Below are 12,963 nucleotides of genomic sequence, written 5' to 3' on the forward strand. Positions count from 1 at the left end.
TGCGCTATCCGTTTCCCATCGGCAAACGTACGCGCAACGTCGTTCCCTGGCCGACGACGCTCTCCAAACGGACTTCGCCTCCGTGGGCTTGGACAATTCGTTTGACGATGCTCAGGCCCAGGCCGGTGCTGCGTTCTCCGGCGGTGGGCCGGGCCGAGGCCTTGGCAAAAGGCTGGAAGAGCTTGGCCTGGTCTTCCGGGCTGATGCCCGGTCCATGATCCTGGACCGTTAACAGCAGATCCTTCTCTTTCCGGGCCAGGCTGATTTCGACCCGGCTCTCCGCGCTGCTGAACTTCACGGCGTTGCTGACCAGGTTGTCCACCACCTGGGTCAGGCGACCGCGATCCCCTTGGATGACGTGCGGCCCCTCTCCCTGGACGGCGAACACCAGCTCCACGCCCTTGGCCTCGGCCGAGGTCCGGGCGTAGGATATCTGCTGGGAGATCAACGCTTCCAGGTCCACGGTTTCCAGTTCCAGGGTCAACTTGCCGGACTCGATCTGGGAAAAGTCCAGTAGGTCCGAGATCAATTGCAGCAGAAAGCCGCAGCTCGAATCGATCAATTGGAAATACAGCGCGGAGTCTTCATTGAGTTTGCCTTGAAGCTCACCCTGGAGCAGTTGGCTCAGATTCCGGATATTCCCGATGGGATTGCGCAGGTCGTGGGCCGCGATGCCCAGAAATAGGTTCTTCTGCTGATCCAAGGCTTCCAGTGCACGGGTCTTCTTGACCAGATCCCGCTGCATGGTCACCAACTCGTTGTTCAGCCGGGTGACCTCCTCGTAACCTTCCAGATTCATCAAATGCAGTTCGTCGGCCAGTTCCTTGCGCCTCTTGACCTCGGCCCGGAGCAAGGTGATCTGGTCGCCGTGCATGCTGAGGATCTCTTCATAAAGTTCCATGACCGAGTTGATGTCCTCGGCCCCGACTATGACCGTTTGCTTCTCATGGCGGATTCCGGTGAACCGGAGAATGGTCACCGTGTTGTTGGTAGACACGCCCAGCTCCCAGTCCAGGACAATGCCGCTTTTTCGAATTTCCTCCAGAAAGTTCCGGGCTTTAATCAGGGACGTGGGATGGACGAAGGCCGTGAACGGCAACCCGGCGGGAACATTCTCGAACCGGTTGCGCTCGTCGGCGAGCACTTCCCGGACAACCCCCATGTCGTCGCAAAGCAGAGCGATGACGTTGCGGTGTTCGGTTCGCTTCATGGTCGTCTCCCGGAATCCAGGAGACGATCGGCCACCGCAATGGCCTGATGGGCGTCCGCGGCAAAGGCATGCGCTCCCACGCCCTTCCAAAGCTGCTGATTGGCCAGAAAAGGATATCCGCCGACCATGATCTTGACGTCGCGGCATTCCGGACGGCTGCGAATGCGCAGGATCAAGCGACCCACGAGGTGCAGGTGGAAGGTCATGGTCACGGAGATGCCCACCACGCCGGCCTTCTGCTCGACGATGGTCCGGATTACGTCCTCGTCCGGGGTATTGGCTCCCATATAGTAGGTGTCCCAGCCTTCCATTTCAAAAAAGTCCGTGACCATGCGCATCCCGATCTCGTGCAACTCCCCACCCACGCAGCAGCCCACGAACCTGTGCCCGGTCTGCTTACCGCTGAAAATGTAAGGATAAAGCAAGGACATGGCGAACTGCGTCGCCGCGGTGCAGTAATGCTCCTGGGCCACGGAGACCTGGTTGCGTTGCCAGAGGTCGCCAACCTCGTAGAGAACAGGCTGAAATACCCGCAGATAGACGTCCTTGACGGAAACCCCGTTCTCCACGGCCTTCAGCACCACTTCCGTCGCTTCCTTGCGTTTGGCCGCCAGCAACAAACGCAGGTAGTCACGGGCCAACTCGGCATGCTCGCCGGCCATCTCCGAAAGGCCGACAAATAAAGGCATACGCTCCTGATTCATGACGACTTCCGTCCTGTAGACAGGTTGATGACTCTCTCCAGTTTAGCCATCCTTGGTACTGTAAAAACCGTTATAGGTCCAGGTCAGGGCCAGGGCGAAAAGGGCCGCGGCCACGCCGATTCCGGCGTCGTAATACGGCGGCGCGGTCAGGGACAGGCGCAGCAACAGGGTGGATACGGCATATCCGGAGTTGCGCAGTACTGCGTGAAAGGTCGGCAGGAATCGATGGGAAACCAGAACCAACAGGATATCGCTGAAGATCAGGACCGTGTAAAAAGTGGCGAAAAAGGCAAAAGCACGGTCTCCGAAGAAAAAGTCCCAACCCCCATAGACCGCCAGGGCGATGAACACCGCCAGCAGGCCCAGGGCCACCAGCTTCTTGGCCGCCACGAAACGGTACCGGGTCTCGCCGGTCATCAGTTCGCCGCGCTGCTTCTGCTGGCGGTAGTAAAGACCGAGGATTACGAAGATGGCCAGGGCCCCGAAGCCGTCGGACAGAATCCGCAGCACCGGCATCATGTCCGTGCCGAGCTGGATGGGCTCGGGCAGATAGACCAGTTCCTTGAAGGAGTTGCGCAACAAGATCAGCGCCAGAATCTCGAACTGCTTGCCCACGGACTTGGAAACCGAGCAGGGCAGCACGAAGATCAGGCTGACCACCTCCACCAGTAAAACCAGGGTAAAGGCCGCGTTGATGGCCTGAAAATGGCTCAACCCGACCACCCCTTGCAGGGACGCCGGCAACATTCCTTGCCGGTTCAGTTCGATCAGTCCCAGGGAGACCAGGAACAGGGTCACCAGCAAGACCGTGACCACCTTGCGGTTGGCCTCGGACTCCCAGTAGGCGTGCAGGGGGTCGAAGACGTGGGTTGCGGCGTCGTAGACCCGGGTGGTCATCGATCCGGTTCCTGAAGACGGCTCGAAGCCAACGGCGAAAGCGCCGTGTCCCGCAAGGCGCTCTCCACGTCCGTGAGGATCCCTGCCAAGGCCGAATTCCAACCGACCACCAGGGAACTGATCGAACCGTCAGGCAGGTCCAAAACCTGGTGATAATCCCGCTGCGCGACCACCTCCATGGCCCCGGAGCGGGTCGGACGCAGCAGCAGCATTTGCAGGGCCAGCGCGGCTTGGGGCCTGTCGGAACGCAGATCCCGGTGCAATTCCTGAACATACCCTTCCAGAATCAGGTCCGGCTCGGTCAGCCCCCCCATGTCCGTGACCAGGCTGAAGAGCCCGGCTTGGCTCAACCAATTCCGAAACTGTCCGGCGAGCATCTCACCCGGAGACAGAAAGAAGCGTTCGTAAAAATCCCGCTGAACCAGCCCGTCGGCCCGGATGGTCACGATGCCCCTGGAATCGGAAGCCGGAGCGACGCGAAAGGTGCGCACGGCCAGAATCGGGGCCTCGGCGGGACGCTCCAGCGCGGGCTCGGGACGCTGGGCTTGGATCAGGTAATGGCGACGATCCGGGTCTGGGCGGTTCAGGGAGGCGCAACCGGACAGGCCCAGTAAAATGGCCAAGGCAAAAACGCCGAGATACTTCATCGGGTGCAAAAAAAGCGACAAACGGTTCATGGGAAGGACTCCTGGTTCCGAAAACCGGACGGGGGTTCGCCGAAGAACAGCCTGGAGGGATAATCCCGGGCGTCATCCGTGATTTCCCGAATGTTTTCACTGGATCGTCCAAGGTTGTGCAGCAGGACGTCGATCTGTTCCAGCTTCGAGGCCAGGCCAAGCTGGATCTGACCCAGGAGCAGTTGGAGGCGTAAAAAACTCTCCTGAGCCGTGTCCGCAGCGGTGGAAAAATCCTCCACCATCTCCGGGGCCCCGGCCATGGTCCGCCGCAGATCGACGATGGCCAGGCGCACGTCCTCCAGCCCGCCCTGCTCGGCATGGACCCATTTATTCACTTCTTCGGCCATGCCCCGCACTTCGCGCATGGCCAGGGAGACGTCCTGGAAGATGGATTGCAGATCCACCCTCTCGCCCTGCCCCGCGGGATCGTCCGTACCGCCCAGAAGACGAGCCACCTGGGCGTTGGTCCGGCGCAGCTCTTCCATCAGGGCAATGGCCTCGGCGCTGAACTGTTCGGTCTGAACCGCGTCGACCTTCTCCATGGCCAGACTCAGGAGTTGCTCCAGGCGCTCCACCGGGCCGCTCAGATTGACCTCTTCCAGGTTCTTCAGAGTGGTGCTGACCGACTCGAAGGTTTCCTCGAACCGAGCGATGGTTCCCGGGGCCGAAGGAATGTATGGCGCGGCGGGCGTCCAGTTGATGGGCAGGGCCGGAGCCCGAAACGGAATGGTATAGTCCAGTTCCAGATAAGCCGCTCCGGTCAGTCCCTGGGGAGTGATCCGAATCCGCAGCCCGGTAGCGATTTCCTCGGTCAGGAGTTCCTTGAACCTGTCCCGGGGGAATTCCCCGAACTTGTCGGCCTGCAGGCCGATCTCCACCAGCACGTAGCGGTGTCCGGCCTGAAACGCTTCGGGATATTTGAGGTAAACAAAGGATATCCGTTCGATATTGCCCACCTGGACGCCGCGCATCTTGACCACGGACCCGGCTTCCAGCCCTTGGGCGGATTCGTCCAGATAGGTTTCCACAAGGAAGCGCTCGCTCCAGAGCTTGCCGCCGCCCAGCACGATCAGCCCGGCGATGATCAAGGCCGTGGTGATCAAAACGAAGGCCCCGAGTTTGACGTAGTTGGTCTGGACGCTCATGAGAGAAGGGGTTCACGGTTTATGGGTTCAGGTGTTTCACCCTTTAACATTCGCCCTCCAGATACGTGACGGTGGAAGAAATCCTGGACCAGCGGGTCGGTGGAGTGGTCGCGCAGGGTTCTCGGATCGCCTTGGGCCGCGATGCCTTGCAGGGCTTTGTCCAGCATGATCACCCGGTCGGCGATGGCGTACACGCTGGCCAGTTCGTGGGTCACGATCACGAAGGTCATGCCCAGACTGCGGGCCAGGTCCAGGATCAGGGCATCCAGCTCGGCGGAGGTCACGGGGTCCAGCCCGGCTGAGGGTTCGTCCAGGAATAAAATACAGGGGTCGAGGACCATGGCCCGGGCAATGGCCGCCCGCTTGACCATCCCGCCGCTCAACTCCGAAGGGGCGTGGTTCTCGAACCCGGCCAGCCCCACTTGGGCCAACTTCATTCGCGCCACGCGCAGTCGCAAGGGCTTGGGCAGGTCCGTACACTCCTCCAGGGGCAGCAGGACGTTTTCCAGGACGCTCAGGGAACCGAACAAGGCCCCGGTCTGGTAGCTGACCCCGAAGCCATGCAGGATACGCGTTCGTTCCGCCCCCCGGGCCGCGTGGATATCTCGGCCGCTGATCAATACCGTGCCGGACATGGGCCGCTCCAGGCCGATCATCTGTTTGAGCAACGTACTTTTCCCGCATCCCGAGCCGCCCAGGAAGATCAATACTTCACCGGGAAAGACGTCCAGGTTCACGTCGCGGAGGATAATTTGTTCTCCATAACCGGCCGTCAAGGCCCGGACCTGGATCAGCGGAGCGCCCCGGTCACCGGCTTCCATGCCGCAGGCCGTGGCCTCAGTAGTTAAAGACATAATACAGCACCGCGAATATGCCGTCCATGACCGCTATCAGAATAATCCCGCTGACCACCGCGCTGGTGGTCGCCGCGCCCACGGCCCAGGCCCCCTGCCCGGTTTGCAGGCCGCGCACGCACCCGATCCAGCCCACCAGGAGGCTGAAAACGAAGGATTTGAACAGTCCGTTGGCCAGGTCCCCCACGCCCACGGAAAGCGTCACCTGATTAGTGTAGCTCACCAGGGGATAGCCCAGGGAAAGCATGACCACGGCCCCGCCGATGAGGCTGAAGACGATGAACACCATGGTCAACAGCGGCGTCATGCACATGGCGGCCAGCATTCGGGGGACCACCAGCAGCCGGACCGGGTCCAGGCCCATGGTGGTCAGGGCGTCCAATTCCTGGTTGATCTTCATGGTGCCCAGTTCCGCGGCAAAGGACGCCCCGGACCGCCCGGCCAGGATGATGGCCGTGACCAGCGGGCCGAGTTCCCGGATCATGGACAGACCCAAAAGCCTGGCCACGTAGATTTCCGCGCCGAACATCCGTAGGGGCATGGCGGACTGGAAGGAGATGATCAAGCCCATCAGAAAGCCGATGAGGATGATGATCAGCACGGCGTTGGCCCCCACGGTTTCGCAGCTCAGCCAGAAGTCCCGCCACCGGATGCTCCCCGGACGCCTCAGGGCTTGGGCGAACCCGGAAACGAACAGCCCCACGAAGCCCACCAAATCCCGCACGTCCCGCCAAAATGCCTGGGCGCCGCGCCCAATCCGCTCCAGCACCCCGCCACGCCGCGCCGGAACGGCGGCGGCCTGACTCTGGGCTTGAAACCGCTCCAGGCTTTGACGCAGTTCCTCGCGCATCCCGACCAGCTCCAGCCCCCCTCCCCTGCCTCGCAAATCCTCGTCGAGTTCCGCGAACAAGGCCAACCCCGAGGCGTCCACGTACTCCACCTCTGAAACATCCAGACGCAAAACCACCGACCGGGCCTTGCCCACGAGAACCTGCAACCGCCCCCAGATTGCCCCCGTGCTTCGGACGTCCAGCCGACCGGTCAGGGTCGCGGAAAGCGTGCCGGAAGCAGTGGAGGGGTGTTCTTCAAGTTTTACTTGAGAGAGGAGTTCGGGCTGCACGTCGACCATCGTGATTCGAGTTCGCGAATCTCAGGAAACCAGTTTCAACCCCAAAATTCCGGATACGATCAGCAGGATACAGCCGATCCGGGCCCAGGTCGCCGGTTCGGCGAAGAGGATGATCCCCAGGACGGCCGTGCCCACGGCGCCGATGCCGGTCCAGACGGCGTAGCCGGTGCCCACGGGAATAGTTCGCAGGGCCTGGGCCAGGAAGCCGAAACTGAAGATCATGGCCGTCAGCGTCAGCGCCGTGGGCCAGAGTCGGGTAAAGCCGTTGGAATACTTCAGGCCGATGGCCCAGATTATCTCGAAAACACCGGCAACGGCCAGAAAAAACCAAGCCATTGTTTATCCTCGTGATTGGTTGCGGTTTTTCAGCACGTCGAGAATCGCCCGCCGCAAGGCCTCGATGCTGAACGGTTTTTGCAAAAACGCCCCGGGACGGTCGGCGGCGAAGCGCTGCTCCGCTTCCCGTGAACTGTATCCACTGCACAGGACCACCGGGACGTCCGGCGCGATCTTGCGCAGTTTCGTGAACGCCGTGACCCCGTCCATGTTCGGCATCATCAGATCCAGGACCACGCAGCCGATCCGCTGATGGTTTTCCTGAAAAACCCGGACCGCCTCGACGCCGTCCTTGGCCGTGATCACCGCATACCCAAGATGTCTCAAGGCTTCAACCGAGAGGTCCCGGACCATTTCCTCGTCGTCCACGACCAGGATCAGTTCCGGCTCTGGATGAACGTCGCTTCCGGCTTCGGCGACCGGATTCGAGGTCAACGACGGCTCCGGAAGCGGGGAGCTCTTCACTATTGCATCGTCCACCGGAAAAAGCACGTGAAACGTGGTCCCCGAGTCCGGAGCGCTGTCCACGATGATCGCTCCGCGATGACCGCGCACGATGCCCAGGACCGCGGAAAGGCCCAGCCCGCGTCCGGTAAACTTGGTACTGAAGAACGGATCGAACAGTTTGGACTGGACCTCCTCGCTCATCCCCACGCCCGTATCCCGAACCTCCAGGTGGACGAACCAGCCGGGCTCGGGCTTTTCCTCGAGCCGGGAACGGCCCAGAAACGCGGCGTCGCAATGCGCCAGCCGGGTGGCGAGGGTCATGGTTCCGGGATGGTCGCCAATGGCTTCCGAGGCGTTGGTGATCAGGTTCATGATCACCTGCTGGATCTGTCCGGCGTCGGCCCGGATCGGGGGCAGGGACGAGGTCAGTTCCTGAACGAAGCGAACGTTCTTGCCCAGGGCGGTTTGGAAAATATGAGCGTTGTCCCGGACCAGGTCGTTAAGCACCACGGAACGGACATCGAATCCGCCCTTCCCCGAATAGGCCAGCATCTGACGAGTCAGGTCCGCGGCTCGCCGGGCGGCTAAAAGGGCCTGTTCCACGCGCTTGCGGCTCGGTTCCGCCAAGCCGGACATGGACAGAGCCAGTTCCATGTTGCCCATCATGGCCGCGAGAAGGTTGTTGAAATCATGGGCGATACCACCGGCCATGACTCCCAGGCTTTCCAGCTTCTGGGCATGAAGCAGCCGCCGTTCCATTTCCAGGCGCTGTTCCTGCATCCAGGCGCGTTCGGTGACGTCTTCCAGCAGGACCACGGTTTCGCCGTTGGCCGCTCGGGAATACCGAACCCGCAGGATGCGTTCCTCGGAGACGCGAATTTCTTCCGTGCCGACACCGAGGCGAAACATGTCCAGGTGTCGTTCCAACCAGTTTTCCTGCCGTCCAGGCTGATCCAAATTCGTGGATCGTTCGCGGGGAAGCATTTTGGCCTCCTGGATCACGGACAGGCATTCGTGAAACGAAATGCCGGTGCGCAAGGCATTTTCCAGGGCCGGGAACATCCTGGTCACGTTGCGGTTCGCGGTGACCAGGCGTCCGTGCTTGTCGAACAGGGCAAACCCTTCCTCAATGGACTCGATACCCTGGAACAGCCGATTCTGGGTCATTTCCATGCGCCGCTGCAGGTCGTGCATCAGCTTCGCGATGCGTTCGGCCATGGTGTTGAAGGTTTCGGCCAGTCGACCGATCTCGTCGCTGGATCGCACTTCGGCCCGGGCCTGGAGATTGCCGCCCCGGATCTGGTCCGCGGCGGCGGTCAGAACCGCGAACTTGCGAGAGATGGAGCGGTGCATGAACAGGGCTGAGGTCAATCCCAAAAGCACGGCGCAGACCACGGACGAGAGCAAGAGCATGGAGGCGTTCCAGCGGGTCTTGGCGATGCTCATCCAGGCCCGATCCACCTCCTGCCGAGCCTGGGTCATCAGCTGTTCGGAAATGGGCAACAAGGCGTTAATCCGCAGATCGAACTCCCGTGACTTCGCCTCCAAAAGCCGGTCCAACTCGAGAATCCGCTCGGCGACGTATCCGTGATAGCGCAGCATGTTCTGCAGGTCCGAACGACTGACTTCCGGCAGGTCCGGGTCGAGGAGCAAGCGGTCTTCAAAGATTTTCAACACGTTCAGAGCGGACTGCATGTCCGAACGTTGCCGGGTGGCCAGGTAGCGGTTCTGCCAGGTCTGGGCCGTACGAAACAGCAGGAGCAGATCCCAATGCCGGAGCATCTCCATCCGCTCCGCCAGCACGTCGCCCATCACGTACAGCGTGGTCTGTCGCCCGGTGTCTTCCTTGGCCAGTTCCGAAACCAGCAACACGGCTTCGGCAAACGCCTCGGCGTAGCGTTCCGCCGCGGAAAGATAAAAGTCCAGGTACAGCACCGTGTCCCGCAAGTCCTGGCTGATGGCCGGATCGTCAAGCTTGCCGCGCAATCTGGTGGTCAGGGCGATCACGTACTCGATCCGAAGTTGCAGCGGTTCCCCGAAGGACTTCATGGCCTGGGAAAAACCGACTTTGGGCCATTGTTGAAAAAAACCCCGCTCAAGTTGGCGGGCGTATTGCAGTTCCCGGTCGATTTCCAGGGTCAGCTCGCGAATGTCCGTGCTGGCGATGATCACGGATTCAACATGGTTCAGAGTCGCACGCAGGGCGATGGCCCCGGTCAGGGCGGTGAGCATGATCAAGAGCAGCATGAAGGCCATGATGGCCGCGAATTTGAAGCCGATGGACGACCCGCGCCACCATTGCCGGATCAACGATCCGACGCCGTGTTTGGACTGCGGGGAAGGAACCATGGAATCAGGGGGCATACACGGCAAGAGTGTTGTTCAAGGCCTGTTCGAAATCCATGGACGCTTCCAGACGGACCAGCTTGAATCGCGGGACGCCGCAGTCGCCGAAGGCGTCGCAGCTTAGCGCTCCGGTCAGGGCTGGAAAACGGCGCAGTCCATGCAGGACGTCCCGGATCCGCTGCCGCTCGATGCGCAGAGAGCCGTCCGGCTCCGGAAAAGAGGCCTGTTCCAGGGCGTGGAGCAGGATGGACGCGGCGTCGTAGCCGTGGGCATGAAAATAGCCCACGGGCCTCGTGCCGTGAGCCTGAACGTAACCGTCCCAAAACGCGGTATAGGCCGGGCTTTGGATCTGGTCCGGGGCAATGAAGAGCATGCCCCGGCAGACGTCGCCGCAGCCCTGAATGAATGGCTGGTTGAAGATGGAGTCCGCACTGAGCAGGATTAAATTGGAAAGTTCCGGTTCAGCCCGGATGGCCTGGATCAAGTATTCGGCTTCTGGAGAAAAAATCGGCAGAAAGAGCAATTCCGGACCATATCCGGCCATAGCCTGGGCCACGGGCCGCATATTGCGGTCTCCCGGAGCGACGGCGCCGATGAAGACCACTTCGCCGCCCTTGGCCAGAAAGGCTTCCGCAAAGGCCTCGGTCAGGCCTGCGGCATAGGGGCTTTGATCATGAACCGCCGCGACTCTGCGCAACCCCAGAAAATCGTAGGTCAAGGAGGCCGCGGCCACCCCTTGGAACTGATCATTGGCCGCGGTCCGGAAAAAGCCCGGCTGGTGGTGCTCGCCCCGCTTGCCGTTCTGGGAAGTCAAAGACGGGGCCGTGGCAGTCCCGGAGACCAGGACCATCCCCGCTTCAGAGAGAACGCGGGCCGCGGGAACCGCCGCGCTGGAACAATGGGGCCCGTGGATCGCGACCACGTTCGGGGCCGTGGCGATTTTCTGGGCCGCCACCAATCCCCCGGCCGTGGAACACTGTTCGTCCTCGCGCACGATGGTCACGGCCCGGCCGTGCAGCCCCCCGCGTTCAGCGATGCGCATTTCCAAAGTCCGAACGAGCTCCGCGCCGACCGTCTCCAAAGGGCCGCTGAAGGTCTGCAAGCTGACGAGCTTCACCGCCTCGTCCGGCTCGACCCAGACGCAGCCCAGGGCGTCCCGGCACGCCGACCGCGGCGCGGTCTCCGGAGCGCAACTTAGGATCACCGCGACCATGGTGCCAAGCAGCAGGCCAAGGAGAAGCCGGAGCGTCCAGAAGCGCAAAATATCCGTTGTCTTCATCAGGCTCCCGTGGTGTTGAGGCCAAACTTCTTCAACGTCTTCATCTCGCGCCCATCTCCCATGAACTCCAGCGGAATGATGCAGCGAACTTTCGTGCCTCGGTCGGTTTCACTGCACAAAGTCAGGGAGCCTTCCACCAGCGCTCAGGCGTTGCACGATGGCGGAGTTGGACATGCTGGCGGTTCGTGCACGGTGGATCGCAAGGATGGACGAGGGCGGATCAGGTCTTCTTCCCTTCCGCGGCCTGGACCTTGGCCCATGTATCGCGCAGGGAGATGATCCGGTTGAAAATCAGTTCCTCCGGAGTGCTTTCCACGGGATCCACGCTGAAATAGCCCAGACGCTCGAACTGCCAGCGGCTGCCCGTTTCCGCCGCGGCCAGATGCGGCTCCACCAGACAGTTTTCCAGGACTTCCAGGGAGTCGGGGTTGAGATTGTGGCGAAAATCCTTGCCTTCCGGGGCTTCGTTGGGGTTGAGCGTGGTGAAGAGATGGTCGTAGATCCGGACCTTGGCCCGCTTGGCCGTCCGGGCGCAGACCCAGTGCAGGGTGGCCTTGACCTTGCGCCCGTCCGGAGTGCCTCCGCCCCGGGAGGCCGGGTCGTAGGTGCAATGCAGCTCCATAACCTCGCCCAGGCTGTTTTTAATCACTTCCCGGCAGGTGATGTAATATCCATAGCGCAACCGGACCTCCCGGCCCGGCGCCAACCGATAGAATTTCTTGGGCGGCTCCTCCATGAAGTCGTCCTGTTCGATGTACAGCTCCCGGCCGAAGGGAATCTTTCGCGAGCCCATCTCCGGGTTTTCCGGATGCAGGGGCGCTTCCAACTCCTCGATCTGGTCTTCCGGGTAGTTGGTGATCACCACCTTCAGAGGCCGAAGCACGGCCATCACCCGGGGGGCGCGGACATTGAGCACTTCCCGGACGCAGTGCTCCAGCATGGAAATGTCCACCGTGGAGTCGGCCCGGGCAACGCCGATCCGGTCGCAGAACGTCCGCAACGCCTCCGGAGGCACGCCCCGCCGCCGCAGGCCGGAGATGGTCGGCATCCGCGGATCGTCCCACCCGGACACAGCCTTGTCCTGAACCAACTGGATCAGCTTGCGCTTGCTGAGCACGGTATAGCTCAGGTTCAGGCGGGCGAATTCGATCTGCTCCGGGTGACACGGGGTTTCCAGGGCGTCCAGGAACCAGTGGTACAGGGGGCGGTTGTTTTCAAACTCCAGGGTGCAGATGGAGTGGGTGATCCCCTCGATGGAGTCGGACAGGCAGTGGGCGAAGTCGTACATGGGGTAAATGCACCAGGCGTTTCCGGTCCGGTGGTGGGCGGCCTTCTTGATCCGGTAGATCACCGGATCGCGCAGGCTGACGTTGGGTGAAGCCATGTCGATCTTGGCCCGAAGCACATGCTCGCCGTCCTCGAATTCCCCGGCCCGCATCCGGGCGAACAGCTCCAGATTTTCTTCAACGGTTCGGTCGCGGTACGGGCTGTTCCGGCCCGGCTCGGTCAAGGTGCCGCGGTAGGCCCGGATATCCTCGGCGCTCAGACTGCACACGTAGGCCTTGCCCCGGCGGATCAGCTCCTGGGCGTAGTCGTGGAGCCGGTCGAAATAGTCCGAGGCGTAGAACAGGTTGTCGCCCCAGTCGAAGCCCAGCCAGCGCACGTCGCGCTTGATGGACTCCACGTACTCCACGTCTTCCTTGATCGGATTGGTGTCGTCGAACCGCATATGGCAGGCCCCGCCGAATTCCCGGGCCAGACCGAAGTTCAGGCAAATGGACTTGGCATGGCCGATATGCAGATAGCCGTTGGGCTCCGGGGGGAACCGGGTCGTCACCCGGCCGTCGTTTTTTCCGGCCCGCAGGTCTTCCTCCACGATGGTCTTGATGAAATTGGGCGCAATAGTGTTGGTGCTTGTCATATGATTGACTCCTTGATC

At 61.6% G+C, this 12,963-nt stretch carries 11 protein-coding genes; all 11 read right to left on the reverse strand.

Annotated elements, in window-relative coordinates:
- Positions 1–4 precede the first annotated feature (4 nt).
- The 11 genes from DESLA_RS21525 to DESLA_RS0105405 all read right to left on the reverse strand — a co-directional run bounded on the left by DESLA_RS21525 (position 5) and on the right by DESLA_RS0105405 (position 12,945).
- Positions 5–1,210, reverse strand: a complete 1,206-nt coding sequence (locus DESLA_RS21525) for a sensor histidine kinase (protein WP_051434410.1) — start codon at positions 1,208–1,210, stop codon at positions 5–7.
- Positions 1,207–1,914: a cobalamin B12-binding domain-containing protein gene (locus tag DESLA_RS18890; protein ID WP_051434411.1), complete on the reverse strand. Its 708-nt coding sequence runs from the start codon at positions 1,912–1,914 to the stop codon at positions 1,207–1,209. Before DESLA_RS18890 ends, DESLA_RS21525 begins: the two co-directional genes overlap by 4 nt.
- Positions 1,915–1,956: 42 nt before the next feature.
- Positions 1,957–2,811 (reverse strand): hypothetical protein, encoded by an 855-nt coding sequence (locus tag DESLA_RS0105360; RefSeq protein ID WP_028571664.1) that lies wholly within the window; start codon positions 2,809–2,811, stop codon positions 1,957–1,959.
- Positions 2,808–3,488 (reverse strand): ABC-type transport auxiliary lipoprotein family protein, encoded by a 681-nt coding sequence (locus DESLA_RS0105365; RefSeq protein ID WP_028571665.1) that lies wholly within the window; start codon positions 3,486–3,488, stop codon positions 2,808–2,810. Before DESLA_RS0105365 ends, DESLA_RS0105360 begins: the two co-directional genes overlap by 4 nt.
- Positions 3,485–4,633, reverse strand: coding sequence for an MlaD family protein (locus DESLA_RS0105370; RefSeq protein WP_028571666.1), 1,149 nt, complete (start codon positions 4,631–4,633; stop codon positions 3,485–3,487). Before DESLA_RS0105370 ends, DESLA_RS0105365 begins: the two co-directional genes overlap by 4 nt.
- Positions 4,630–5,487, reverse strand: coding sequence for an ABC transporter ATP-binding protein (locus DESLA_RS18895; RefSeq protein WP_245590005.1), 858 nt, complete (start codon positions 5,485–5,487; stop codon positions 4,630–4,632). Before DESLA_RS18895 ends, DESLA_RS0105370 begins: the two co-directional genes overlap by 4 nt.
- Positions 5,471–6,607, reverse strand: coding sequence for an ABC transporter permease (locus DESLA_RS0105380; protein WP_245590006.1), 1,137 nt, complete (start codon positions 6,605–6,607; stop codon positions 5,471–5,473). Before DESLA_RS0105380 ends, DESLA_RS18895 begins: the two co-directional genes overlap by 17 nt.
- 30 nt (positions 6,608–6,637) lie before the next feature.
- Positions 6,638–6,952, reverse strand: coding sequence for a quaternary ammonium compound efflux SMR transporter SugE (gene sugE / locus DESLA_RS0105385; RefSeq protein WP_028571668.1), 315 nt, complete (start codon positions 6,950–6,952; stop codon positions 6,638–6,640).
- Positions 6,953–6,955: 3 nt separating this feature from the next.
- Positions 6,956–9,763, reverse strand: coding sequence for a hybrid sensor histidine kinase/response regulator (locus DESLA_RS21530; RefSeq protein WP_051434413.1), 2,808 nt, complete (start codon positions 9,761–9,763; stop codon positions 6,956–6,958).
- Positions 9,753–11,024, reverse strand: coding sequence for a branched-chain amino acid ABC transporter substrate-binding protein (locus DESLA_RS18905; protein WP_051434414.1), 1,272 nt, complete (start codon positions 11,022–11,024; stop codon positions 9,753–9,755). The genes DESLA_RS21530 and DESLA_RS18905 overlap by 11 nt, the downstream gene beginning before the upstream one ends.
- A 220-nt stretch (positions 11,025–11,244) precedes the next feature.
- Positions 11,245–12,945 (reverse strand): glutamine--tRNA ligase/YqeY domain fusion protein, encoded by a 1,701-nt coding sequence (locus DESLA_RS0105405; RefSeq protein ID WP_028571669.1) that lies wholly within the window; start codon positions 12,943–12,945, stop codon positions 11,245–11,247.
- Positions 12,946–12,963: the final 18 nt, after the last annotated feature.

The organism is Desulfonatronum lacustre DSM 10312 (assembly GCF_000519265.1).
Taxonomy (GTDB): domain Bacteria; phylum Desulfobacterota; class Desulfovibrionia; order Desulfovibrionales; family Desulfonatronaceae; genus Desulfonatronum; species Desulfonatronum lacustre.

Coding starts and splice junctions, on each gene's coding strand:
- DESLA_RS0105365 (WP_028571665.1), bottom strand. CDS start 3,488: ATGAACCGTTTGTCGCTTTTTTTGCACCCGATGAAGTATCTCGGCGTT.
- sugE (WP_028571668.1), bottom strand. CDS start 6,952: ATGGCTTGGTTTTTTCTGGCCGTTGCCGGTGTTTTCGAGATAATCTGG.
- DESLA_RS18905 (WP_051434414.1), bottom strand. CDS start 11,024: ATGAAGACAACGGATATTTTGCGCTTCTGGACGCTCCGGCTTCTCCTT.
- DESLA_RS0105405 (WP_028571669.1), bottom strand. CDS start 12,945: ATGACAAGCACCAACACTATTGCGCCCAATTTCATCAAGACCATCGTG.
- DESLA_RS18895 (WP_245590005.1), bottom strand. CDS start 5,487: ATGTCTTTAACTACTGAGGCCACGGCCTGCGGCATGGAAGCCGGTGAC.
- DESLA_RS0105360 (WP_028571664.1), bottom strand. CDS start 2,811: ATGACCACCCGGGTCTACGACGCCGCAACCCACGTCTTCGACCCCCTG.
- DESLA_RS21530 (WP_051434413.1), bottom strand. CDS start 9,763: ATGCCCCCTGATTCCATGGTTCCTTCCCCGCAGTCCAAACACGGCGTC.
- DESLA_RS18890 (WP_051434411.1), bottom strand. CDS start 1,914: ATGAATCAGGAGCGTATGCCTTTATTTGTCGGCCTTTCGGAGATGGCC.
- DESLA_RS0105370 (WP_028571666.1), bottom strand. CDS start 4,633: ATGAGCGTCCAGACCAACTACGTCAAACTCGGGGCCTTCGTTTTGATC.
- DESLA_RS21525 (WP_051434410.1), bottom strand. CDS start 1,210: ATGAAGCGAACCGAACACCGCAACGTCATCGCTCTGCTTTGCGACGAC.